Annotated in this window: 27 protein-coding genes; 6 read left to right on the forward strand and 21 right to left on the reverse strand. The window is 45.2% G+C overall.

What is annotated here, in order from left to right; translation table 11 throughout:
- Positions 1-18 precede the first annotated feature (18 nt).
- The 3 genes from MKY50_RS16415 to MKY50_RS16425 form a co-directional block, all read right to left on the reverse strand.
- Positions 19-804 (reverse strand): 2,3-dihydro-2,3-dihydroxybenzoate dehydrogenase, encoded by a 786-nt coding sequence (locus tag MKY50_RS16415; RefSeq protein ID WP_029318477.1) that lies wholly within the window; start codon positions 802-804, stop codon positions 19-21.
- 193 nt (positions 805-997) lie between these two features.
- Complete coding sequence (gene besA / locus MKY50_RS16420) at positions 998-1,867, reverse strand: ferri-bacillibactin esterase BesA (RefSeq protein WP_029318476.1); 870 nt, start codon at positions 1,865-1,867, stop codon at positions 998-1,000.
- A gap of 213 nt (positions 1,868-2,080) precedes the next feature.
- On the reverse strand, positions 2,081-2,677 hold the full coding sequence (locus tag MKY50_RS16425) for a sulfite oxidase-like oxidoreductase (protein ID WP_003228739.1): 597 nt from the start codon (positions 2,675-2,677) through the stop codon (positions 2,081-2,083).
- Between the two features lie 100 nt (positions 2,678-2,777).
- On the opposite strand from MKY50_RS16425, the gene MKY50_RS16430 reads away from it, so the two are divergent.
- The gene (locus tag MKY50_RS16430) at positions 2,778-3,380 is read left to right on the forward strand and encodes a biotin transporter BioY (RefSeq protein WP_124059024.1); all 603 of its coding nucleotides are present in this window, start codon (positions 2,778-2,780) and stop codon (positions 3,378-3,380) included.
- Positions 3,381-3,448: 68 nt separating this feature from the next.
- On the opposite strand, the gene MKY50_RS16435 is transcribed toward MKY50_RS16430, so the two are convergent.
- Entirely contained in the window at positions 3,449-4,777 is a 1,329-nt protein-coding gene (locus tag MKY50_RS16435) for a Na+/H+ antiporter family protein (protein WP_003228736.1), read from the reverse strand.
- Positions 4,778-4,923: 146 nt separating this feature from the next.
- Positions 4,924-6,426: a leucyl aminopeptidase gene (locus tag MKY50_RS16440; protein ID WP_015251314.1), complete on the reverse strand. Its 1,503-nt coding sequence runs from the start codon at positions 6,424-6,426 to the stop codon at positions 4,924-4,926.
- Between the two features lie 157 nt (positions 6,427-6,583).
- Here MKY50_RS16440 and MKY50_RS16445 point away from each other — a divergent pair, with 157 nt between their 5' ends.
- Positions 6,584-7,060, forward strand: a complete 477-nt coding sequence (locus tag MKY50_RS16445) for a divergent PAP2 family protein (RefSeq protein ID WP_003244337.1) — start codon at positions 6,584-6,586, stop codon at positions 7,058-7,060.
- A gap of 29 nt (positions 7,061-7,089) precedes the next feature.
- Here the strand turns inward: MKY50_RS16445 and spsC are convergent, their stop codons facing one another.
- From spsC to MKY50_RS16465, 4 genes are all read right to left on the reverse strand, one after another.
- A complete protein-coding gene (gene spsC, locus MKY50_RS16450) occupies positions 7,090-7,746 on the reverse strand; it encodes a stationary phase survival protein SpsC (protein ID WP_015251313.1) in 657 nt (218 codons plus the stop codon).
- A 103-nt stretch (positions 7,747-7,849) separates the two neighbouring features.
- A complete protein-coding gene (locus MKY50_RS16455; RefSeq protein WP_003243877.1) occupies positions 7,850-8,170 on the reverse strand; it encodes a YuiB family protein in 321 nt (106 codons plus the stop codon).
- A 53-nt stretch (positions 8,171-8,223) separates the two neighbouring features.
- On the reverse strand, positions 8,224-8,367 hold the full coding sequence (locus MKY50_RS16460) for a YuiA family protein (protein WP_003243733.1): 144 nt from the start codon (positions 8,365-8,367) through the stop codon (positions 8,224-8,226).
- Positions 8,368-8,539: 172 nt separating this feature from the next.
- A complete protein-coding gene (locus tag MKY50_RS16465; protein WP_341116952.1) occupies positions 8,540-9,760 on the reverse strand; it encodes an NAD(P)/FAD-dependent oxidoreductase in 1,221 nt (406 codons plus the stop codon).
- A gap of 331 nt (positions 9,761-10,091) precedes the next feature.
- Between MKY50_RS16465 and yumC the strand changes: the two genes are divergently transcribed.
- On the forward strand, positions 10,092-11,090 hold the full coding sequence (yumC, locus tag MKY50_RS16470) for a ferredoxin--NADP reductase 2 (RefSeq protein ID WP_003220618.1): 999 nt from the start codon (positions 10,092-10,094) through the stop codon (positions 11,088-11,090).
- A 39-nt stretch (positions 11,091-11,129) separates the two neighbouring features.
- Here the strand turns inward: yumC and MKY50_RS16475 are convergent, their stop codons facing one another.
- The gene (locus tag MKY50_RS16475; RefSeq protein WP_061891019.1) at positions 11,130-11,270 is read right to left on the reverse strand and encodes a hypothetical protein; all 141 of its coding nucleotides are present in this window, start codon (positions 11,268-11,270) and stop codon (positions 11,130-11,132) included.
- A gap of 278 nt (positions 11,271-11,548) precedes the next feature.
- Between MKY50_RS16475 and guaC the strand changes: the two genes are divergently transcribed.
- Positions 11,549-12,529, forward strand: coding sequence for a GMP reductase (guaC, locus tag MKY50_RS16480; protein WP_029725886.1), 981 nt, complete (start codon positions 11,549-11,551; stop codon positions 12,527-12,529).
- Between the two features lie 73 nt (positions 12,530-12,602).
- Here the strand turns inward: guaC and paiB are convergent, their stop codons facing one another.
- From paiB to MKY50_RS16510, 6 genes are all read right to left on the reverse strand, one after another.
- On the reverse strand, positions 12,603-13,226 hold the full coding sequence (gene paiB, locus MKY50_RS16485; RefSeq protein WP_032726806.1) for a protease synthase/sporulation negative transcriptional regulator PaiB: 624 nt from the start codon (positions 13,224-13,226) through the stop codon (positions 12,603-12,605).
- Positions 13,227-13,249: 23 nt separating this feature from the next.
- Complete coding sequence (gene paiA / locus MKY50_RS16490) at positions 13,250-13,768, reverse strand: spermidine/spermine N(1)-acetyltransferase (protein ID WP_029318471.1); 519 nt, start codon at positions 13,766-13,768, stop codon at positions 13,250-13,252.
- 339 nt (positions 13,769-14,107) lie between these two features.
- Positions 14,108-14,470 carry a HesB/IscA family protein gene (locus tag MKY50_RS16495; RefSeq protein ID WP_003244166.1) on the reverse strand — a complete coding sequence of 121 codons (363 nt, stop codon included), beginning with the start codon at positions 14,468-14,470 and terminating at the stop codon, positions 14,108-14,110.
- 78 nt (positions 14,471-14,548) lie between these two features.
- On the reverse strand, positions 14,549-15,403 hold the full coding sequence (dapF, locus tag MKY50_RS16500) for a diaminopimelate epimerase (protein WP_003243745.1): 855 nt from the start codon (positions 15,401-15,403) through the stop codon (positions 14,549-14,551).
- A gap of 122 nt (positions 15,404-15,525) precedes the next feature.
- Positions 15,526-16,740: a NupC/NupG family nucleoside CNT transporter gene (locus MKY50_RS16505; RefSeq protein ID WP_003228710.1), complete on the reverse strand. Its 1,215-nt coding sequence runs from the start codon at positions 16,738-16,740 to the stop codon at positions 15,526-15,528.
- A gap of 136 nt (positions 16,741-16,876) precedes the next feature.
- Positions 16,877-17,113, reverse strand: a complete 237-nt coding sequence (locus MKY50_RS16510) for a YuzB family protein (RefSeq protein ID WP_003222913.1) — start codon at positions 17,111-17,113, stop codon at positions 16,877-16,879.
- A 262-nt stretch (positions 17,114-17,375) separates the two neighbouring features.
- On the opposite strand from MKY50_RS16510, the gene MKY50_RS16515 reads away from it, so the two are divergent.
- Positions 17,376-18,443: an NAD(P)/FAD-dependent oxidoreductase gene (locus tag MKY50_RS16515; RefSeq protein WP_003228707.1), complete on the forward strand. Its 1,068-nt coding sequence runs from the start codon at positions 17,376-17,378 to the stop codon at positions 18,441-18,443.
- A gap of 25 nt (positions 18,444-18,468) precedes the next feature.
- Here the strand turns inward: MKY50_RS16515 and MKY50_RS16520 are convergent, their stop codons facing one another.
- Positions 18,469-18,795 (reverse strand): YuzD family protein, encoded by a 327-nt coding sequence (locus tag MKY50_RS16520; RefSeq protein WP_015714646.1) that lies wholly within the window; start codon positions 18,793-18,795, stop codon positions 18,469-18,471.
- A 99-nt stretch (positions 18,796-18,894) separates the two neighbouring features.
- Here MKY50_RS16520 and MKY50_RS16525 point away from each other — a divergent pair, with 99 nt between their 5' ends.
- A complete protein-coding gene (locus tag MKY50_RS16525) occupies positions 18,895-19,230 on the forward strand; it encodes a NifU family protein (RefSeq protein WP_010886606.1) in 336 nt (111 codons plus the stop codon).
- Positions 19,231-19,272: 42 nt separating this feature from the next.
- Here MKY50_RS16525 and MKY50_RS16530 read toward each other — a convergent pair whose 3' ends face one another.
- The 4 genes from MKY50_RS16530 to MKY50_RS16545 form a co-directional block, all read right to left on the reverse strand.
- Complete coding sequence (locus MKY50_RS16530; RefSeq protein WP_341116953.1) at positions 19,273-21,246, reverse strand: S9 family peptidase; 1,974 nt, start codon at positions 21,244-21,246, stop codon at positions 19,273-19,275.
- A gap of 107 nt (positions 21,247-21,353) precedes the next feature.
- On the reverse strand, positions 21,354-22,283 hold the full coding sequence (gene thrB / locus MKY50_RS16535) for a homoserine kinase (protein ID WP_033883904.1): 930 nt from the start codon (positions 22,281-22,283) through the stop codon (positions 21,354-21,356).
- Positions 22,280-23,338, reverse strand: coding sequence for a threonine synthase (thrC, locus tag MKY50_RS16540; protein WP_003228697.1), 1,059 nt, complete (start codon positions 23,336-23,338; stop codon positions 22,280-22,282). Before thrC ends, thrB begins: the two co-directional genes overlap by 4 nt.
- Positions 23,338-24,639 (reverse strand): homoserine dehydrogenase, encoded by a 1,302-nt coding sequence (locus tag MKY50_RS16545; RefSeq protein ID WP_003228694.1) that lies wholly within the window; start codon positions 24,637-24,639, stop codon positions 23,338-23,340. The genes thrC and MKY50_RS16545 overlap by 1 nt, the downstream gene beginning before the upstream one ends.
- Between the last annotated feature and the right edge of the window lie 92 nt (positions 24,640-24,731).

A 24,731-nucleotide genomic window follows, 5' to 3' on the forward strand; every position in this document is an offset into this window, starting at 1 on the left:
AACCTCCTTTAAATTCAGTTACACGCCTAAGGTCGCGCCGCCATCTACGCATAAATTATGCATCGTAATATGCCCTGCCTGGCCAGAAACCAAAAAGAGCACCGCATCCGCAATATCCGAAGGCTTGGCTAGTTTTTTGAGCGGGATCCCTGTTTTAAATGTCTCAAGTGATCCTTTTATGACTTGCTCCGCTCCATTCTCGTCGACCCATAATGACCACTGCATGTCAGTTTCCGTTGATCCGGGAGATACAATGTTGCAGCGAATATTGTATTCTGCAAGCTCAAGGCCAAGGCATTTCGTAAACATCACAGCCGCAGCCTTTGAAGACGCATATGCCGCCATAGATGTTCTTGGTACACCGGCAGCATTCGATCCGACTGTTACAATCGAACCCGATCTTCGGTCCATCATATATTTGCTGACTGAACGCGAGGCGTTAAATACGCCAGTCGAATTCACTGAGAACGTCGCCTCCCATTCCTCATCGCTAAGCGAATGGATCAGTCCCGGGCGAAGGACACCCGCTACATTCACTAAAATATCAATCGGCCCCATTTCACGTTCGATGCGCGCCGTGATCTCGTCAATCGCCGCGCTGTCTCTCACATCCGCAGGAAAAGCTTCTGCATGGCGGCCTTCTGCTTTGAGGCTGCTCACAACCTTTTCCAGCTTTTCAGGATTATAATCAACTGCCGCAATATGTGCGCCTTGACTGGCAAGCGTCCGCGCAACAGCTTCGCCTATTCCTTGGGCAGCCCCTGTTATAAAAGCAATTTTTCCCTCTATACCCTTTGCATTCATATCATCAATTCCTTTCTTCGCTCTAAATGCCAAACAGACATCCAGCGAAAAAGACTGCTGCGCCTTGAAAAACGCAATCTATTGATAATGATTATCATTATCAATTATAAAAATAATCATATCCAAATGTCATGTGACAGTCAAATATAATTTCAGTGACAAATATTTTTTTAAAGGCAAGGCTGAGTATGTCTCAGCCCATTGATAGATGCGGTCCGTCAGGGTGAAGCGCAAAACGCAGCGCCCTGCTGACCAAAACAGGAAGAACTGAAATATGTCCTTCTCCTGAAAACTCGCAAAATTCTGCCCGTATGCCTTGTTCAGATAAAACGGCCAGCCGCTCATAAAGCTCCCTTGCATTATCATTCATCCGGCTTTTATGATGCTGCTCTAATTCTCCTGCGGCAAGCAGGATATTGATAGGCTGATTGTTTTTCTTGGTGAGAGAGACGAAATGGTCCGTTTTCTCGAGAATAAACGGTTTATTCCAATGAATGGACGGACTTCCTGCGATATACGTTTGAAACGCATCAGGCTTTGTTAGCAGCACCTGCAGCACGAAAAGCCCTCCGAGCGAATGGCCAAAGATTGTTTGTCTATTTTTATCAATCTGGTAATCTCGTTCTATCTCCGGTTTTAAATCCTCTTCAATAAATCTGAAAAAGCCCTCCGCTCCGCCATGCTCCGGCCATTCTCTGCCGTCGGGCCTTTCCGGCAGCTTCGATTGGGCTGTTGGCATTGTAAAATCCCTGTGGCGTGCTGAGGAGAACGGCTCCGCTGTCTCATAGCCAATGCCGACGATCACTGCAGGGATCACCCCGGTTTTTTCGGGTCGGCGTCCCTGTATTCGAACGGCTTCCGTCATCGTTCCGAAGACAGAATTGGCATCCAGCAGATAAATCACAGGATAACCAGCGGGTGGCGGCGGCGTACTAGGTTTCGAGATAAAAATGTGATAGGGACGGTTTTCATTGCGTGAAGACATCATACGCACTTCCGTACCAGGAATCGTAAATGCGTTCGATGTCCCGCCATTTGTCCGGTCTGTTGTTTGCTCTTTCATGCAGTACGACATTCCTCTCCTTAAACTAAACCGCAATGTATGATAATGATTTTCACTATCAACTAGACACCTCAAATAATAGGTTTTCTTCCAAAGAAAGTCAACTTTTTCCCGAATAAAAAAGGCACCTTGATCAAATAAGGTACCTGCAGACTATCAATATGGAAGTAAAAACCCAATAAAGATGCGGATTGTCCTATTTGAAATAGAACCTTAATCCCATGTAAACCTTTGATTTTGCCAAGGATCGCCTCTCATGTGATAGCCATTCCGCTCCCAAAAGCCAGGGTGATTTTCTTTCGTAAATTGGATGCCGCGCAGCCACTTGGCGCTTTTCCAAAAATACAGATGCGGAAATACACCCCGCAGCGGAAAGCCGTGTTCAGGGGTTAAAGGTTCGCCATTATGCGCATAAGCCAGAAGGGAAGTTTCCGCTAAGAAATCATCAAGCGGCAGATTGGTCGTCCAGCCCTCTTCAGCATGTAAAATGACGTAGCCCGCTTCTTCTTTTACACCCGCTTTTTCCGCTATATCACAAGCCCGCACGCCTTGCCACACATTATCAAGCCTTGACCATCCCGTGACACAATGAATGTCATTTTTCGATTCATACCGTGGAAAGGCTTTGACATCTTCAAAGCTTAGCAGCATCGGATGGTCAACCAAACCGTATACTTGAAGATTCCATTTCGTCATATCTTCGTAATATGGGACATCTCCGGTATGAAGCACAGGAAATGAAGTGGTGACGTTTTGATTTGGCGGCACTCTTCCAGATTGATCGGACTGTCTTGTTTTTCCGAAATACATATGGGTCTCCTTTTTGTTAACCTAAATTAAAATCATGTTGACAATCTTTTTGTTCTTTATTACTCTATGATTGTGTATGTCAACCTAAGGGGGAACAACGATGAAACAACGTAAACTTCGTGCGGGAGATATGGCGCTGATTGGCATGTTCTCCGCACTTATGGCTGTCGGGGCCAACATTACATCAGTAGCACCCTTTTTACAAGTAGCCGGCATTCCGCTTTCGATGCAGCCGTTTTTCTGTCTCTTGGCTGCTTTGCTTCTTGGCAGCAAACGAGCAGCGATTGCCATGATTGTATATGCACTTGTCGGATTGGCCGGAGCGCCTGTGTTTGCTCAATTTTCAGCAGGCTTCGCACCGTTTGCAGGGAAAAGCGGCGGGTTTATTATCTCATACATCCCGGCAGCATTTGCAGCGGGATGGTTTTTAGAACGAAACATTCAGCCAAGTAAAATTCGATTTCTCATTGCTTCACTTATCGGAACGGCGATCATGTATCTCATCGGCACTACCTATATGTATCTTGCACTGAAGCTGTGGATTCATACGCCAGTGAGCTACGGCACGGCTTGGGGCTTTATGATTTGGTTTATGGTAAAAGATACAGCGCTGGCTGTGATACTGTCGTTTATCGCACCAGCAATCTACCGCTCTATTCATAAAGCAACCGGCTTTAACAGAAATCACATATCGTCCATGTAAAACCGTTCTATTGGACGGTTTTTTTATCATAACGAGAAAAGGCTCCCCAGTAAAGGGGAGCCTTTTTCCTATAAAACAAGCGCTGCAATCCAGCCAAAGATGACAAGCGGAATATTATAAAATATAAATGTCGGCACACAAGTATCCCAAATGTGGTGATGCTGGCCGTCCGCACTCAAACCTGAAGTCGGCCCAAGCGTACTGTCACTGGCAGGTGAACCGGCATCGCCGAGGGCAGCAGCAGCTCCGATAATCGCAATCGTTGCCATCGGGCTGAATCCTAGCTGCATGCATAGAGGCACAAAGATGGTTGTGATAACAGGAATCGTCGCAAAAGAAGATCCGATTCCCATTGTAATTAATAAGCCGACAATGAGCATCAGCAATGCGCCCAAGGACTGACTGTGTCCGATAAAACCAGCTGACGTTTTGACCAGTGACTCGACATCCCCGGTTTTCGTCAATACGTTTGAAAACCCGGCTGCAACAAGCATGACAAAGCCGATAAAGGCCATTAAAACCATTCCATCAGTAATCAGTGAGTCCGCTTCATCACGCTTCATCACACCGCTGACAAACAGAACAATCAGACCAGCGAGCGCCCCCATAATCATTCCTTCTACTCCCAAAGTCTGAGATAAGTAAAGCTGGACGCCGAGTGACACAACAATGGCTAGAACCGCGATACCAATACTTTTTCTCGTATATGGCGATGCTTCTGCACCTGAAATGTCTTTTGTTTCATATTGTTTCGGTTTACGGTATACGATCACTGATAAAATAAGGCCGACAACCATACCTGCAACTGGAATAATCAGTGCGTACGGAATATCAGCAAGCGGAACGTTTAACCCGGCATCCGCCATATTGTCCTTCAGCATGCCTTGGAAGATTTGGCCGAAACCGACCGGAAGCAAAATATAAGGAGCCGTTAAGCCAAATGTAATTACACACGCGATCAGACGGCGGTCCATTTCAAGTTCATTAAAGATTTTCAAAAGCGGCGGAATCAGCACCGGGATAAACGCGATGTGAACCGGAACGACGTTTTGCGAAAAACAAGATACAATTAAAATAATCAGCACAATCAGCACCTTAGACAGTGCTTTTTTTCGAGAATCTTCTTTATTTCCGATTAATTTAACGGAGGCTTCCACCATTGCGTCCGGAAGACCTGTTTTCGTCAAAGCGGCGGCAAACGCGCCAAGCATGGCATAGCTGACTGCAACGGTGGCATTTCCGCCGAGACCGTCTGTAAAAGCTTTAACCGTTTCGCCAAGACCGAGCCCGCCTGTTAACCCGCCGGCCAAGGCGCCTATAATTAATGCGATAACAATATTGACACGCAGCAGGCTTAATACAAGCATAAGCAGGACTGCGATGACGACTGCATTCATGATGATACCCCTCCAAAAATCCTTTAGTTTGCTAATGTAGTAGATAAATAAAGTACGAACGTATCGTATCATAACCGATCCACTTTAGTCAACTAAAGATTTCGGAAGAAAAAATCCCTGCCGCATCATACAGCAGGGATTTTTCATTACTCGTTTTTATCTTCTTCCAATGTAAATCGCTCCGCAAGTGTAGCCAGTGTTCTTGCCATAACGCCAGTAGCCCCGGCCGGCCCGAAGCAGGTTGCTTTATTGGCAGTCGCTGTTCCTGCAATATCAAGGTGAACCCAAGGTGTTGACTCAGCGAATTCACCAAGAAACGTTCCTGCCATAATCGCATGTCCCTCGCGTCCCGGTGAATTGTTGAGATCCGCCATTTGGCTGCTTTTCACGCGTTTTTTATCCTTCTCTGTTATCGGCAGCTGCCAGATTGCCTCGCCGCACTCTTGTGCAGCATCAGCTACCTGCTGGTAAAAGCTTTGATCATTTGTCATTGCACCGGTTGTTTCTGTTCCTAATGCCACAACGACGCCGCCGGTAAGCGTAGCTACATCGACAAGAACTGATGCGCCATGCTGTTTCGCGTATGTAATGCCATCTGCAAGCACTAGCCTTCCTTCAGCATCCGTATTAAGGATTTCTATTGTTTTTCCGCTTAAAGATACGATCACGTCATCCGGCTTCATGGCCCCGCCGGAAATCATATTATCGGTTGATGGAATAACGCACAGCACGTTTTGCTCAGGACGAAGCTCTCCGATCGTTTCCATAGCACCGAGAACCGCAGCTGCTCCTCCCATATCTGATTTCATGCCGACAATTCCAGATTTCGTTTTAATGGAGTAGCCGCCTGTGTCAAAGGTAATTCCTTTCCCGACTAGTCCGACGACGTCCTCCCATTCCTTTTTGCCCTGATATTTCAACACAATCATTTTCGGCGGTTCGGTGGAGCCTTGGTTTACCGCAAGTATTCCGCCCATACCGAGCTCTTCCATCTCTGATTTCTCCAATATCTCACACTCAAAATCATATTTCGCCGCAAGCTCTTCAGCATACGAAGCGAGGTCAGTCGCTGTCAGCATGTTTCCCGGCATATTCACAAGCGTTCTAGCCGAATTTGTCCCTTGTCCGTATGCCTGGCCGACGCGAAGCCCCGCCTGCACTTCCTGTGTATCTTCATCTGTTACAACATACACGGCTTCAATTTGTTTGTCAGGCTCATTTGATTTGTGCTTATAATCCTGCACCTCATAGGAAGCAAGCAGGCAGCTCTCAGCTAAAGCATGCGCGGCATCGGCTGGAGGCACGTCTTCCGAAATAAACGTATCAAGCAGAACAGCAGTTTCTTGTTTTCGATCTTTATGAATGGCTTGAAAAACATGAGCAAAACGTTCCTTCGCCTGTTCAAACGAATAATTTGCTTCTCTCCCCAGACCAACGAAATAAATCCGTTTCATACCCGCAGAAGATGGAGGGAATACTTTTGATACTTGATTCGGTTTCGCAGAGACATCGCCCTCTTTTAAAAGCTGTGTCAGATGGCCTTCGAGCATTTCATCAATTTCCAACGCTTTTCCTGTCAGCTGGCTTTTTTGAAAAAGCCCGACCACAAGGGTTTCTGTATGCTCTGATTGTTGAACAGCATAAAACATGAGGCTTACACTCCTAACGTAATGGGTATTTGTAATGAACAATGGTATAATAGGAAAAACATTCTTTCCACTATACTTATTTTAACAAACAACAGTCTAAGACTTGCTTTTTTCTTTTGAAACACGAAGGATTTTTCAAATAGAAAGGATGTCGCCGATGGAACTTTTAACGAATTTTCCTTTATTATCAAGCCTGGCCGCAATTATTTTTGCTCAGGTCATCAAAGTGCCCATACAGTTTATCGTGTCCAGAAAACTGGACTGGTCGCTGGTCACAAGCACAGGCGGCATGCCCAGCTCTCACTCCGCAGCGGTCACTGCACTTTCAACAGGCGTAGCCTTGGAGCATGGATTAGACTCCTCACTCTTTGCGGTTTCCGCCATTTTCGCCGTCATAACCATGTTTGACGCAACTGGCGTCAGACGTCACGCCGGTGAGCAGGCAACAGTCATTAATAAGCTTGTCATTGATTTTAACCGTTTCGTAAATGAAGCGAAGGACTTCCCTAAGGCAGCAGAGAAAGAAAAGCAAAAAAAGCTGAAAGAGCTTCTCGGACATCAGCCGATCGAAGTCTTTTTCGGAGGACTAACAGGTATTTTACTGACATTGGTACTCGCTTACTTTTTCATGTAAAAAAACGCTCCTGCTTTCGCTGGAGCGTTTTATTCTTTCACAGTTTTATATTGATTTCTGAACACTTGCAAAGATTTTGTTTCATTGAGCTTCTCAAGCTCATCCTCGGTAATCTTTCCCGTTCCCTTTTTAATCACATATACATCAAGGGTTTTTTTGCCCCATTCATTGTATACATCTTTGACGGTTTCAAAGTACAGATCAAGGCGGTTTCCCTTAATTGCCGATCCTGTGTCAGCTACAACGCCGAGACCGTAGTTCGGAATGAATAAGATCGTGCCAATCGGAAATACGGACGGGTCAGCAGCAACCGTGGAATATAAATCCCGTTTCACTTTCACACCTGAATATGTAAGCCCGTATAATGGATCACCAGGATTTTTGCCCGTCGACTCAGCTCCTGCTGTGTAGCCTGTTGCTGTTACTCTTTGGACTGGATATTCATTCCAATCAAATGCCTCTTCTAACGGTTTTGTTTTATCCTCAGCCGCGGACGTGGTTTGTGTTTGTTTCTGCTGCAATGCTTTTAATGTCAGTCCTGCATGCTTCAAGTGCTTTTCCTGATGTTCCTGCACCCATTTTGACAAGTCCTTCGCTTCAATTCCTGACACTGATAAAAATGTCGTGCCAAATGCAAGCAGAAATAAACAGGTCATCAGCAAACGTCTGATCATATTCAACATCATTCACCTCTCCTCCGAATCATTGTTCCCAAGTGGAGAGAGCATTATTCAAAATGGTGAATGAGCTGAACGCATAAAAAAAGCTTTCTTTAGAAGAAAGCGGCATTTAAAACATTTGATATCCTCTTTTTCTAAGCATGTTGATCGCTATACCGGACACGATGGCGCCGGCCAAACCGCTGACTAAAATCAGCACATCAGCAGCCGCTAATGATAAGACACGATGAAACAGGCTGGCAAAGGATTCTCCCGGCGACTGGACATAGCTGATCAGCTTTTCTTTGCTGATAATGAAAAGGCATACAATTGGATAAATCACAGCCATAATCCAAGACATTCTCAGCAGCATGTTTAATAAGAAACCGATTCCAAAAAACAAGACAAAAAACAAAACAATTGAGATGATTACGACTGGCAGACTAATCAACCTATTCCACCCCCCTGCGTTGTTTTTAGTGTAACGCGGGGGCTGAAATAAAGTCAACGGCTGGAAAAAGAATGACTGTCTTTTCCTGTCCCCTGGCAAGACGGACAAGTCTCTGAACCGCCGAGAATCAATTGAAAATATCCTTTCCCTGAACAAAATGGGCATGCATGTGAAGCGGTTGTCGTTGCAGTTTTCATCTAATCATCACCCTTTTTCTTAATTTTCTGATAATATACCATATCAAGCTGTCAACAATAAAGTCAGATCATGTGACAAATCTTTTGATGTAAGCGGAAACATACTTGTTTTCCTCTCGTTCTCTTTTTATTTTGGCGTTTTTTAATAAAGAAAACCCGCTTCCGCGGGTTTTTAGAAAAACTTGAACTTGCCTTTTTTCAATGTCAGTCCGAGTCCGCCAATCATAAACAGTGAGCGGTTATCGATGACTTTTTTCATAAACGAAGCGGGCGTGCCTTTCAGCTTTCTGCCATAAACAACCCCAACCGCGTTATGCTCGCCAAGAGAAGCCACTGTTCCCTTAATGTCCGGCTTGAATTCCTCAAGCTCTCTGCCTTTAATAAGCCTGCCAAGGTTTTTAGCGACCGTTATGCCCTGCTGCATTGCAATTTGCGCAGTCGGCGGATACGGGCGCTCTGTATCTTCATTCATAAACAGCGAGCTGTCGCCGAGAATAAAGACATTGTCATGTCCCGGGGCGCGGAGATCAGGGTTGACTTTGACTCGGCCGCGCATATTCTCAAAACCGGCTTCCTCCACAATCGGATGGCCGCGGACACCTGCCGCCCATACAACGGTTTGCGATTTGATCTGCTCTGGTTCTTCATCTTTTTTGCCGACTCTGACTCCTTCTGGTGTACATTCTTGTACAGCCGTTCCGATCTTGAACTCAACTCCGTTTTCCTCAAGATAATGTACGGCGTAATCAACAAGTTCCGGATCAAAGCCCGGCAAAACGGTCGGCGCTGCTTCCACACAAATGATGCGGACAAGGCTTCTGTCAACGTCATATTCCTTACAGAGCTCCGGCACGCGAGCAGCCAGTTCGCCAAGAAATTCAATTCCCGTAAATCCGGCACCGCCAACAACGATCGTTAACCTGTCCGGCCGTTTTTCCGCTTCCGTATTGTAAGTCGCAAACTGCAGCTCAATATGTTCCCGCAGCAGGCGCGACGTGTTGATGTTGGCAATCGGAAACGCATATTCTTTTAAGCCTTTAATGCCGAACGTTTCAGGCACGGCGCCGAGCCCGATGACTAAATAATCGTACTGCAATTCTCCATTCGCAAGCACAACTTTTTTCTCATCAATTTTGATTGCCTTTACGGTATCCTGTACAAAATTCACCCGTGACTGGTTGATTACATCTTTTATCTGATAACGGCAGCGGTCATGATGGAGCGTACCCGCGCTCGCTTCATGCATCCATGTCGTTTCATAATGATAATTGTGTTTATTTACAAGCGTAATGTCAGCATCATTCGGCCCGACATACTTCGTCAGCCTTGTCACCGTCATCAATCCGCCATATCCTGCACCTAAAATCACGATTTTGGGCTTATTCAATGCCATCACATCCACCTTCTCTTTTTTTGCTTTTGTTAGACCCATAATAAAATCATCATTTGTGTTAGCTTCAGCTTATTGGCGGGATTTTATGAAATATATTGAAAAGTTTTTTGTGAAGTCCTTACCCGTAGCACTATTATCATGTTTATCCGGCTGGCCCAAGAAACATTCAGAAAAAGATCATTTCATTTGGTTATTATCGTAGCGGCCTGCGGAAATATTTTCAAGAACGGATGGGCACGTTAGATCCTTACGATTTTTTCTGCTGACTCGTCAATTTGAACGGCAATATGGTATAATTAATAACAATTTTCATTTAGGAGGCAATTTTCGTATGCGAGAGGATACAAAGGTTTATGATATTACAATTATAGGCGGGGGACCGGTCGGCTTATTCACCGCTTTTTACGGCGGGATGAGACAGGCAAGCGTCAAAATTATCGAAAGCCTGCCTCAGCTCGGCGGACAGCTTAGCGCCCTATACCCTGAGAAGTATATATATGATGTAGCGGGATTCCCGAAAATCCGCGCGCAAGAGCTTATCAATAACCTAAAAGAGCAAATGGCGAAATTCGACCAAACCATTTGTCTGGAGCAAGCGGTTGAATCTGTTGAGAAACAAGCGGACGGCGTGTTTAAGCTTGTAACAAATGAAGAAACCCACTACTCTAAAACGGTCATCATAACTGCAGGAAACGGCGCATTCAAACCGAGAAAGCTGGAACTTGAAAATGCCGAGCAGTATGAAGGCAAAAACCTCCATTACTTCGTTGATGATCTGCAAAAATTCGCCGGCAGACGCGTTGCGATCCTTGGCGGTGGAGATTCCGCGGTTGACTGGGCGCTTATGCTTGAGCCAATCGCAAAAGAAGTATCGATCATTCACCGCCGCGACAAGTTCCGTGCGCACGAGCACAGTGTGGAAAACCTTCATGCGTCGAAGGTTAATGTCCTGACACCATTCGTCCCTGCGGAGCTGATCGGCGAAGACAAAATCGAACAGCTAGTGCTTGAAGAAGTGAAAGGCGACCGCAAAGAGATTTTAGAAATTGATGACTTAATCGTCAACTACGGTTTCGTTTCATCTCTTGGACCGATCAAAAACTGGGGCCTGGACATCGAGAAAAATTCCATTGTCGTGAAATCAACAATGGAAACAAATATCGAAGGCTTCTTTGCAGCAGGTGACATTTGTACATACGAAGGAAAAGTCAACCTGATTGCCAGCGGCTTCGGTGAGGCACCGACAGCAGTGAACAACGCCAAGGCTTACATGGACCCGAAAGCCCGCGTACAGCCTCTTCACTCAACAAGTCTTTTTGAAAATAAATAATAAAAAAAGAGAGCTTGTGTCTGCGACACAGCTCCTTTTTTATTTGAAGATATTTATATAATTCAATGCAGTTCCTACAACCAGCGCAATCACAAGGGCTGCGACTACCCAGATCATTGCCATAATAATGCGGTCCTGAATCTTTTGGGACTTCGGTGTTTTTTCTTCGTTTTGGACCATCTTATTCGCTCCTTTCCCATGTCCATGCCATAAAGAAAGCCTGGTGCTGAACGACCAAGCTTTGCTGAACGTATATCATTCGCGTTTTGATCCGCTCTCTAAGACCATTCGTTAAAACTATGATACCTAAACTCACCCTGCATGACAAGCTTCGGCACTTGCACCACACCTGCCAGCAAATCATAATGTTTGACATCCTAAATAAAACAGAGTACATTATAGAAGGCGAACATTTCATATATTATACTTTTAAATATTCGTTTTTAGGAGTGAAAACCATGGAAAACGTATTTGATTACGAAGATATTCAGCTAATTCCTGCAAAATGCATTGTAAATAGCCGTTCAGAATGTGATACATCCGTACGTTTAGGCGGACGTACATTTAAATTACCCGTCGTCCCTGCCAATATGCAGACGATTATAGATGAAAAGCTAGCGATTCAATTAGCCGAAAATGGCTACTTTTATGTCATGCACCGATTTGAGCCTGAGACACGAATTGATTTTATTAAAGATATGAACGCACGCGGGTTATTCTCTTCTATCAGCGTGGGCGTCAAAGATGAGGAGTATGAATTTGTCCGCCAGCTGGCAGAAGAAAATCTGACGCCTGAATACGTGACAATTGACATTGCTCACGGGCACTCAAATGCTGTCATTGAAATGATCCAGCACCTTAAAAAACATTTGCCGGACAGCTTTGTTATTGCTGGCAATGTCGGAACGCCGGAAGCGGTCAGAGAGCTTGAAAATGCGGGAGCGGATGCCACTAAAGTCGGCATCGGACCGGGAAAAGTATGTATTACGAAAATCAAAACCGGCTTCGGCACAGGCGGCTGGCAATTAGCGGCGCTGCGCTGGTGTGCCAAGGCTGCCAGCAAACCGATTATCGCGGATGGCGGCATCCGCACCCATGGCGACATCGCAAAATCAATCCGATTCGGCGCAACGATGGTCATGATCGGTTCACTATTTGCCGGACACGAAGAATCGCCAGGCCAAACGATCGAAAAAGACGGAAAGCTTTACAAGGAGTACTTCGGCTCAGCCTCTGAATTCCAAAAAGGCGAAAAGAAAAATGTCGAAGGCAAAAAAATGCACGTGGCGCATAAAGGCTCGATCAAGGATACACTGATTGAAATGGAGCAGGATCTTCAATCTTCTATTTCTTATGCAGGCGGAACAAAACTTGACGCCATCCGCAATGTGGATTATGTGATTGTGAAGAATTCCATTTTTAATGGGGATAAATATTAATCATAAAAAAACGCCAAGTCAGCGGTTCTCCGCTTGAGTTGGCGTTTTCTGCTACTTCTTCAGCAAAGTAAGCTTATATTTGCTTTTTGAATTTATCTTCCATCAGTTCTGCCATTTGTTTTGCATTTGGATTTTCTTCATTTTGCAACTGTTCAATGATGTTCATATAATCCGTTTCATTTCGGTTCTGGCTTAATTTATATGCCGCTTGAATGTCTTCCACCTTAATCTTAAATCCAACGATACCTTTCAATTCACGTTCTAAGAGTTTTGGAGAAAGCTTATCCCATAAAACAGGATTGTCACGATGTTTTTCGTATTTCTCCAGCATGATTGTTAATTCTTCTGCTAATTCATCTTTCTCTAACATACTTGCTTTTCCATACATGTGGACAGCCTGATAATTCCACGTCGGAACATTTTCGCGCGAATACCAGGAAGAAGAAATATAAGCGTGCGGTCCCTGAAACATCACAAGCACATCTTCACAGGCTTCAAACGTTCTCCACTGAGGATTTCCATAAGCGAAATGCCCCGTAATATAGTAATGATCATCTTTTTTATTGAATCCTAACGGCAAATGTGTGGCAATTGGTTTTCCTTGTTCTGTTGTGACAACCGTACCAAAGGAGTTTTCTTGTACAAAATTCCAAATTTCTTCAGCATTTGTGACTTTAAAATATTTTGGAATATACATCATCATCCACCCTTCGAAAAATATTATATGAGTGTTTTAGCCATGATTAAATCCGTTTGTTCTTCATCACCCATATAAAAAGAGTGGGCGCCGGTCTGAACAAACCCCATTTTCTTATAAAAGGCAATGGCATTTTCATTTTTTTCCCACACACCTAGCCAAATGTTCGTTTTATTACGTTCCAGCGCAATTTCTATCGCTTTATTCAACAGATGTTTGCCAAGCCCATGTTTTTGAAAGCTGTTCTTTATATAAATTCTCTCGATTTCAAGTGATTCAGCACCCATTTCTTCAGACTGAGCATCATCGATATTGACCTTTACATATCCAGCGATTTCATGATCAAAGTAAATAAAAAAGAATTGCGAAGACATATTGGATAACTCTTTTTCCAGCTGCTCAGTGTTAAATGCGCTTTCTAAATAGGCTTTCATATTTTCAGGTGAGTTCTGTTCTTTAAAAGTGTCATTGAATGTTTCAATACTCAATTGTTGAAGTGTTTGTAAATCTTCCCGGCTGCATTTTTTCATTTTTACACTCATTGTTCGGATTCAGCCCCTTTATTTAAAATTCAATTGTCTTGTGTCCCTTTTTAATATATTTAAACACGGAACAGATACTGACCTTGTTACCATTCCAAAAATCTTCTTCATCACCAACTCCCTATCGTGATTTTGTTGCAAATGCAATAAAACATACCCCGCATTAAATATAGCGTAACTTTGCTGTATTTACAACAAAAATCAAACAACAAAGCAGCGTTTCTCTTGCCGAAGTCCCCGGAACTCTCTGCATCATTTCCCCATAATAAAAACGCCTCCCTTAACGATGATTTATCGCTAAGAAAAGCGTCAGTAATAGTTGCTATCCGTTTTTAGTGCTTAGCACTCTTCAGGCTTGCCTGCATTCGTTGCTGTTCTGAACGAAGAACCGCAGCCGCATGAAGCGATGGCGTTTGGATTGTCGATGGTGAAGCCGCCGCCGAGCATGGATTGTTTATAATCAATCACGGTGCCGTTCATGATGTCAAGGCTTTCTTTGTCAACTAGAACAGTGATGCCGTGCTGATCAAACACACTGTCTGATTCACTCTTTTCATGCTCAAAGCCCATGCCGTAAGAAAGTCCGCTACAGCCGCCGCCTTTGACGCCTACACGCAGAAACGCGTTTTCTTCTTCATGCTCTTTCATCATATCTTTTATATGCAAAGCTGCTGCTTCTGTAATTGTTACCGGGTTGCTCATCATTGTGAACCTCCTTTTAAAAACCGGTTGCTGTCTTTTATTATAAACATGATCGTTCCAATTCTCAAACAAGGTGTTTTACAAGAAATAGACACCCTCACAAACGGTTTCAGCCGGCCCTGTCATCATTACATGGCCGTTATCTTTCCAGTTTATCACCAAATCCCCGCCTGCTAAATGCACCGTGATGTCTTGATTTCGCTTTGATACGCCGTTTAATACAGATGCGACTGCCGCTGCACATGCTCCTGTCCCGCATGCCTGAGTAATCCCTGATCCCCGTTCCCAGACGCGGAAATGCAATTCTTGTTCATTCACGGTTTCAACGAATTCCACATTGATGCCTTCCGGAAATCTCGGATCTTTCTCAATCACCGGCCCCAGTGTCGTTAAGGGTGCCTGTTCAATGTCTGCGATCGGAAAAACGATATGCGGATTTCCCATTGAAACGGCAGTGCCTGTTAGTTCTACTTCACCAAATGCCATCGTTTCATTGATTGTGTGCTCTTCCCCGCCGTCAAGCATAGGAAGCTCGGATTTTGTCAAGCGCGGTTCGCCCATATCGACAGTGACCACATTCACTTTTCCGTTTTCGACTTGAACCTCCGCTTTCACAAGCCCGGAGAGAGTTTCAATCAGAAAAGATGTTTCCTCAACCAGCTTATGCTCATATGCGTATTTTGCGACGCAGCGCAGGCCGTTGCCGCAGTTTTTCCCTTCAGACCCGTCATTATTAAAAATCCGCATTTTAACAGGCGCTTGGTCTGATGGGCATATCAGGATCATTCCGTCGGATCCGATCCCTGTATAAACAGAAGAAACCTGAATTGCAATCTCTGACAGTTTTTCTTCTGGAAGCTGTTCTTCAAATTGATTCACATAAATATAACTGTTTCCCAGGCCGTGCATTTTGGTAAATCGAAATGAGTTCATAGGTGCCTCCAACTTTTTTTCTTTTTCTTAGTATAAAAGCTATTATAAGCGGACACAATACAATTATCCCCCGTTTTTCATACATAAAAGCTCCTTGCACTGACGCAAGGAGCTTTTATCGTTTATATAAACATGCCGGCAATGGCTGCGCTGAGCAGATTGGCTAATGTTCCTGCAAGAACAGCCTTCAGGCCGAGACGTGCGATATCTGAACGGCGGCTGGGCGCTAAACCGCCAAGCGTACCAAGCATAATCGCAATTGATGAAAAATTGGCGAATCCGCATAACGCGAAACTGATAATGGTAGCAGTTTTCTTAGAAAACTCGCCGATGTGCGGACCGAAGTTAGAATAAGCGACAAACTCATTCAGCACCAATTTCTGGCCGATATAGCTTCCCGCCTGCAATGCTTCATGCCAAGGCACGCCAATCAAAAAGGCGATAGGAGAAAACACATAGCCGAGAATGGATTCTAATGTTACGCCTTTTAAACCGAACAAGCCGAAAGCCCCGCCGAGAATACCGTTTACTACAGCGATTAACGCAACAAACGCAAGCAGCATCGCCCCAACATTTAACGCAATTTGCAGTCCTGTTGACGCTCCCTTTGCAGCTGCGTCAATGACATTGGCTGCGCCTTCGCCTTCATCCATTTTGAAATCGCTTTTTACGGTTTGCGTTTTTTCCGTTTCGGGTATAATCAATTTACCAAAGACTAGTCCAGCTGGAGCAGCCATAAAGCTGGCCGCCAGCAAGTACTCAATCGGAATACCGAGAAGCGCGTACCCAAACAAGGTAGATCCCGCAACTGCCGATAGACCGCTCGTCATAATCGTAAACAACTCAGAGCGCGTCAGCCCGGCAATCAGGGGTTTGATCACTAACGGAGATTCTGATTGTCCTACAAAAATATTGGCAGCAGCCGCCAGAGATTCCGTTTTGCTTGTTCCAAGGAGCTTCGACAATCCGCCGCCAATGACACGGAAAACGAGCTGCATGATTTTCAAATGATATAAAACTGCAATCAGTGCTGAGAAGAAAATGATAACGGGCAGTACACTTAATGCAAATGCCGGACTGTCTCCGACCTTTAGAAGCGGTCCAAAAATAAAACTGATGCCTTCATTCGCATAGTCAATCAGAAGCTGTACACGGCTTGAAAACCATAAAAAAACAGCGCGTCCCGCTTCCCATTTCAACACGATGTATCCAAACGCCACCTGTGTGCATAAACCAACGATGACGGTTCTTATCTTAATATTGCTTTTCTTTTCTGAAAATAAAAACGCGATAGCAATGATCGCAACTGCGCCCAGCAGCCCCCACAGAACATTCATGAATACTCGTACACCTCTTAAATTTTATTTAAAAAAATATCTTTTATACGATAACAATAATATTTTTTGATGTCTACACATTTTTTTAGTTCTTTTGTACGGCAAAATAAAAAAGGGCCTGTCCAGGCCCTTTTCTTTAAAACATTGGATTTTCTTCAATAAAGGTATATATATTCTCAACAAGCTCAGCAGGCGTTTCACCCATGACGACTTCTCCGTTTACCAGAGCGAAAAGCGATTCCATGCATGTCCCGCAGTAGCTTAAGCAGCCATATTCAAGGACATCAAGGTTGGGATCCTTCTCCAAAATCGCCCGGGCTTCCTGAGAGCCGTGAGCCAGATTGCTGACACAAAATTCAATCATTGGATTCATGCGGTTTCACCTCACATATGTCCATTATCGCGAATTTTTCACTATTCGTCAAAGACAACGGATGATTCAAAATTTATTATCGTAACATATTATTTCTCAAATAACGTTTTACTAATTTGTGTTTTCAGGCTAAATTGTAGGTTATTTTGAAACTATTATTGTGATTTTAGATCAAATTCGATATAATTCTAGATGTTATTTTACATAGTTCGTATTTTCTTCAATGTATCTATCATACTCTTCGGATTAAAGGGGAATTCAAATGAAAAAATTGGTCTTGATCGGCGGAGGTTACGGGAACATGCGCGTTCTTCATCGCTTATTGCCAAACCAGCTGCCTGATGATGTTTCAATCACGTTAATTGACAGAAATCCTTATCACTGCTTGAAAACAGAATATTATGCCCTTGCCGCAGGCACAATTTCTGACCATCATATCAGAGTGTCATTCCCAGAGCACCCTCGCCTGGATGTCCAATACGGTGATATCACATCAATTGATATTGTACAAAAACAAGTGCTGTTCCAAGATCGTGAACCGATTTCTTACGATGACGCCGTAATCGGGCTCGGCTGTGAGGATAAATATCACAACGTGCCGGGAGCGCCTGAATTCACCTACAGTATTCAAACCATCGATCAGTCCCGCGAAACCTACCAAAAGCTGAATAATCTGAGCGCTAATGCCACCGTCGCCATTGTCGGAGCGGGCTTAAGCGGCGTTGAGCTTGCAAGTGAATTGAGAGAAAGCCGTGATGACCTGAACATTATTTTGTTCGACCGCGGTAATCTCATTTTATCAAGCTTTCCCGAGCGTTTAAGCAAATATGTGCAAAAATGGTTCGAAGAGCACGGTGTCCGCATTATTAACAGGGCAAATATCACAAAAGTAGAAGAAGGCGTTGTGTATAACCACGATGATCCGATTTCTGCAGACGCCATCGTGTGGACAGCCGGCATCCAGCCAAACAAAGTCGTCAGAGACTTAGATGTGGAGAAGGACGCACAAGGGCGTATTGTATTAACGCCTCATCATAATCTTCCAGGTGATGAACATCTGTACGTTGTCGGCGATTGCGCCAGCCTTCCTCATGCACCGAGCGCCCAGCTGGCAGAGGCTCAAGCAGAGCAGATTGTCCAAATCTTGCAAAAACGCTGGAATGGAGAAGCCCTGCCTGAATCAATGCCGCAGTTTAAGCTGAAAGGCGTCCTCGGTTCACTCGGAAAAAAAGCCGGCTTCGGGCTTGTTGCTGACCGTCCGCTGATCGGCCGTGTTCCGCGTATGCTGAAATCCGGCTTGCTGTGGATGTATAAACACCATAACGGTTAATGATAGAGAAGAACCGCTGATCAAGTCAGCGGTTTTCTGTATACCCATGCTTCTCCATTTCCTCATAAACGTCTTTTAATTTTGGATTGCCTTCACCGACAATTTTGTCTTCTACGAGCACAAGCGGATAAAAATACTCGTCATTTCTGATTTTTTCCGCAAGCTCTTTCGCATGTTCATTGTCAGGCGGCTCATGAATATCGATGTACTGCATCTCAAAAGGCTGATTTGGATATTTTCTTTTCAGCGCAGCCTCAAGCCACTCGTATGTATCCTTGGCTGTCGGCATATTGACACAGCTCGCACAAACGGTTTCTGCCCCGTACACGCTTAGAATGACTGGTTTCATCACTTGTAGACGCCCCCTTCTCCTATGTAAGTCCTTTCTTTTAAGTATACAGAGCCAAAGGGCGTTTTTATAGAAAAAAACCGTTTTTGTGTTGAAGTCTGAATGTGCTATAATAGGGAAAGCAACTTTGCAAACCAAACAATAGATTTTTATTGTTACACTGAATATAATGGTTTTATGACGACGAAAGGAGCGAATGTCATGACTGAAGTTGAAATGAAAGAACAGGTGCAGGAAGTACTGGACAAACTTCGTCCGTTTTTACTTCGTGACGGCGGTGACTGTGAGCTTGTAGACGTAGATGAAGGTATCGTTAAGCTTCGTCTTCTAGGCGCATGCGGCAGCTGCCCAAGTTCAACAATTACGCTGAAAGCCGGAATTGAGCGCGCTCTTCTAGAAGAAGTGCCGGGTGTCGTTGAAGTAGAACAAGTCTTTTAATAAAGCAGCCAGGCTGATATTTGATCAGCCTGGCTTTTTTTATTAGAGATATTGGTCAAACCATGAGCTGATATAATTCAGGCGCTTGATCCGCTGTCTTGGGTGTCCGGTGCGTGACAAATTGTGCGATGCATTCGGAAAACGGACAAGCTTGGTTTCCTTGCCCATTTTTTTCAGAGCGATAAACAGCTGCTCCGCCTGCTCGATCGGACATCGGTCATCCCGCTCGCCATGCAGTATCAAAAGCGGTGTCTCCACGTTTGCTGCGTATTTTAAAGGAGACCGGTCCCAGAGCTTTTCTGTGTCCTCAAACATGTCATGCTCAAGCTGCCAGTCTGTAAAGAAATAGCCGATATCACTGACGCCGTGAAAGCTGATCCAATTTGATATCGAGCGCTGGGTAACGGCAGCTTTAAAGCGGTTCGTCTGCCCGACGATCCAGTTGGTCATAAAACCTCCGTAGCTTCCGCCCGTGACACCGAGCCGCTTAGGATCAATATGCGGATCTCGTTTGATAGCCTCATCCACAGCCTGCATCACATCGTCATAATCCTTTCCCCCATAATCTCCTCTGACCGCATTCACAAATTCCTGCCCGTAGCCGTGGCTTCCTCTCGGATTGATATAAACGACCGCGTATCCTTTCGCCGCCAGCACCTGAAACTCATGAAAATATGTATGTCCGTACATCATATGCGGACCACCGTGTATGTTGAGAATAAGTGGATATGTTGTCTCACCTTCCATTTGTGCAGGCTTCATCAGCCAGCCGTTCACCATCACGCCGTCTTCTGTAGCATATTGAATCTCTTCAGGTATTGATATCATATGCTCACTGACAAACTTGTCATTCGCGCCAGTCAGCTGTTTCTCTTCCTGTCCAAGCGGGATACTGTAAAGCTCACTCGGTCTGTCCGGCTTTGTCACACTGGCAATAAAGTGGTGTTCATCAGGTGAAAGAGAAAAACTATTGATGTACTCTTTTTCCAGACGAACTGGATACACAAGGCCTTCAATCGAAATATAATAGATGCCCGTACTGCCTTGATCTGTGCCGATGACATAAAACCCTTGGCTGTCCTTTGTCCAAATCGGGCGCTGTTCAGCACCACCGATCAATGAATCTCCAATCAGCGCATCCGCTAAATGAACGTCCAGCATCTCAGTCAGACATGTGAGGCAGCCTTGTTCGATATCATAGAGCCACGCCTTTGAGAGCGTTGCATTCTTATATTCCTTTTCATTTCCAAGCAAAGCAAGATACCTTCCGTCTGGTGAAAATGAACTAGATCCGAATGAGCCGCGATGAGGTGTAACCTGCTTAAGATCTCCAGACTCCAATGACATTATGTAAACATCATGAGGCTTGCTGGCATCATCTGTTTCAGTTAAATTAGCTGAGAAAACAAGCCATTTGCCGTCAGGAGAAAAAGCAGGATCACCATGATCAGCTTTGTGACTTGTCAGCTCCTTCATCTCACCCGACTTTACGCTGACAAGCACAAGCTGGGCATACGCGCCTCTCGTCAGCCCTTTGCCGTCCCGTTTGTAGGAGAGGCTTTGCACCTCAACAGGTTCATAGCTGTCCTGCTCTGTTTTTTCTCGGTCATCAATGCTTTCTCCCTCTCCCAAACTGACAGTGACCAGAATCGATTCACCGTCCGGGGACCATATTGGCTTTGACACGCCATATGGGATATCAGTCAGTTTTCTTGCTTCTCCGCCTTCAGTGCTCATGATATAAAGCTGTGCCGCATCGCCTTCTCGATCAGAAATAAAGGCTAGCGTACGCCCGTCCGGAGACCATCTTGGGTCGGTGCTTCGCTTTTCTCCATGTGTCCAAGGAACAGACCCGCCCGTTTTCGTTTCATAGATCCATATATTTGATGTATACGAATCTTTCTCTTGATTTACTTGTGATTTTACATATGCGGCACGGGTGCCGTCTGGGGCGTATTGAGGATCGGTCACAGAGACAATCGCTGTGATGTCGTCTGCGGTTATCAGCTTTTTCATATTCATCTCCTCCTTTTTACATGTATTTCGTTTTTCTAAATAAAAACTCCTTTATCTCCAGCAAAAAAAAGCGCCCTCCGCTGACGCTGAGGAACGCTTGGCATGATCTATACACTTTTTACTTGATATAAAGGATTTCGCTCTATTATACTTCCCTCTTTCGGAACGGTCAAAGCGTCTACTTCACAATGAGGGAAATGAAGCGCGAGCTGTTCTTTTAGCTCTTCTCCCTTTCCTTTTTCAGTCATGACTAGAATCGTTGGGCCTGCTCCGCTGAGAGCCGTTCCATATGCGCCCTTCATCTCGGCGACGTGCTCTACTTTTGACAGCTCAGGCACAAGCATCGCCCGGTACGGCTGATGGAACATATCCTTCTTCATGATTTTCCCGACGAGCGGCCAATCCTTGGACATGATCGCAGCAATGAGGATATTGCTGACAGCACTTGCTTTTACGGCATCGGCATATGGAAACTCCTTCGGAAGCACGTCTCTCGCGTCTCTTGTCAGCACTTCATAAAAAGGAATGACAACGACTACGTCAATGTCAGCATTCGGGACGCGGATCATTTGGGTCGCGTCATCCTCATGCAGGCCGATCACAAGTCCGCCGACGAGAGAAGCGCCAGCATTGTCCGGGTGTCCTTCTTCTAGACTCGCTAAATGCAGCTTGTCCGCTTCAGACAGCTTTAAGCCGCATAATTCATCAGCCAGTTCAATGGCCGCTACAATCGCCGCGGCGCTGCTGCCAAGGCCGCGTGCAAGCGGGATGTCGCTCCACACCTTCACATGGACAGGAGGTATTTCTTTTCCGTACAAATCTGCGGTCCGTTTAGCCACTTGATAGATCAGGTTATCTGTACCCGCCGGAATTCCGGCGACTGTTTCTGTTTCAGCCTCAAAAGACCATTTGTCGCTTTCAAAGACGGTCAGCTTCAAATATCTGCTGAGCGCCATTCCGACTGAATCAAAGCCGGGGCCTAGGTTAGCTGTGCTTCCGGGAACAGTGACAGAGAACAGCATGTCGGCTTCGTTCATACACGGGCCGCTCCTTTTACATATTCAAGGATGCTGTCTTCATCAGTCGGCAATGTGACAGGCTTGATTTCTGAAATGTCGACCGCTGTGTTCGGATCTTTCAGTCCGTTTCCTGTTAACACAGCTACGACCTTGCTGCCTTTCGGAATTTCTCCGGATTTCACCTGTTTCAGCACTCCTGCGATAGACGCGCAAGAACCTGGTTCTGCAAACACGCCTTCTACACGGGCGATCAGCTGATATGCGTGAAGGATTTCATCATCAGTGACTTCGTCAATTTTCCCATTGGATTCCTCGGCTGCCTTTACAGCTTTGTCCCAGCTTGCCGGGTTTCCGATACGAATGGCTGTCGCTATTGTTTCAGGATTTTCAATCACTTCATTGCGCACGATTGCCGCCGCACCCTCAGCTTCAAAGCCACGCATTTTCGGAAGGCCTGTGCCGTTTTTCTCATGATATTCCTTGAAGCCCTTCCAGTACGCAGTGATGTTTCCCGCGTTTCCGACCGGGATCGCTAAAACATCAGGCGCTTCCCCCAGCTGTTCGCACACTTCGAAGGCAGCAGTTTTTTGGCCTTCAATGCGGTAAGGGTTGACTGAGTTGACAAGGGCAATCGGTGATTTCTCACAGATGGAACGGACAATTTTAAGCGCATCGTCAAAGTTTCCGTCAATTGCGATAATCTCGGCTCCGTACATGACAGCTTGAGCGAGTTTTCCAAATGCAATTTTTCCGTTCGGGATGATGACAATGCATTTCATGTTAGCACGGGCTGCATATGCTGCCGCAGCAGCGGAAGTGTTACCTGTTGACGCGCACATAATCGTGTCATTGCCTTCTTCTTTTGCCTTTGCCACAGCCATAACCATTCCGCGATCTTTAAATGATCCCGTAGGATTGACGCCTTCCGTTTTGACATGAAGCTCAATTCCGAGCTGCTCAGACAGCTTCGGCAGGTGAATAAGAGGTGTGTTTCCTTCATGTAAAGTTAGCGCCGGTGTTTGATCTGTTACAGGTAAAAATTCTTTATATTGATGGATAAGTCCTTTCCACATTAGCTCCAACCGTTCCCTTCTACACGATATGTGCTTTTGACTTCTTGAACGACTTCCAAATCATTTAGGTTTTGCAGGATATCACTGAAATCAGCTTCTGATGTATGATGTGTGACAATTACGATTTCAGCTAACTCATCATGGCCTTTAATTGGCAGCTGAAGGATTTTTTCAAAGCTCACGCCCCGCTCTGAGAACACAGATGTAATTTTCGAGAATGAACCAACCTCATCTTTTACATGAATTCTTAAAAACTGCTGTGCATAAATGTCAGACGGCGATTTCATGTTTTTCTCATATTGCGGTCCGACAAAGCTGTTGCCGGTTACACCTAGGCGCATATTTTTCATGACAGCGACGAGGTCAGAAACAACGGATGTCGCTGTCGGCATGCTTCCGGCTCCCGGCCCGTAGAACATCGTCTCACCGACAGCCTCGCCGTATACATAAACAGCGTTAAACTCATTATGAACAGCAGAAAGCGGATGATGGTCAGGAAGCAGTGTCGGCTGTACGCTGACCTCGATTTTGCTGCCGTCACGCTGAGCAATCCCGATCAGCTTCATTGTATAGCCGAGGCGTTTGCTGAAGCTGATGTCCTCGTCTGTAATTTGGGAGATCCCCTTTACTTTGACGTCTTCCAGATCCACGTTCATCGAGAAGCCGAGGCGCGCCAATATCGCCATTTTCCGTGCGGCGTCAAGCCCTTCCACGTCAGAAGTCGGATCAGCTTCGGCAAAACCGAGATCCTGCGCTTCCTTGAGCACTTCCTCGTATGGGCTTTTCTCTTTGATCATTTTGGTTAAGATAAAGTTTGTTGTGCCGTTCACAATTCCCATCATTTTTGTAATTCGATCTGATGAGAGGCCTTCCTCTAACGTGCGCAGAATCGGAATCCCGCCGGCAACACTGGCTTCAAAGTAGATATCGCATCCATTTTCCTTCGCTTCGGCAAGCAGCTCGGAGCCGTACACAGCCATTAAGTCCTTGTTTGCTGTGACAACATGCTTTTTCGATCTCAGCGCGTCGACCAAATATTGTTTTGTCTGTTCAACGCCGCCGATCACCTCGATGACGACATCAACATCTGGATCATCAATGACATCATACACTTCTGTCGTGAGCACTTCCTTCGGCAAATCTACTTCTCTCTTTTTCTCTAAATCTTTTACAAGCACTTTTTTTATCGTAACCGGACAGCCGACCTGATGCATAAGCTTATCCTGATGGTCTTGAATAATTTTAACGACACCGCTTCCGACGGTACCTAAACCTAAAAGCCCTACACGAATCGCTTTCAAAAAAACTCCACCTTTCTTTTGATTGTCCTCTTGAAAAAGACAATTGTTAACTCAACACAGACATATAAGTTACAAACATTATATAAGCCCGC

The sequence above is a fragment of the Bacillus sp. FSL R7-0685 genome, from assembly GCF_038002425.1.
GTDB lineage: Bacteria > Bacillota > Bacilli > Bacillales > Bacillaceae > Bacillus > Bacillus subtilis.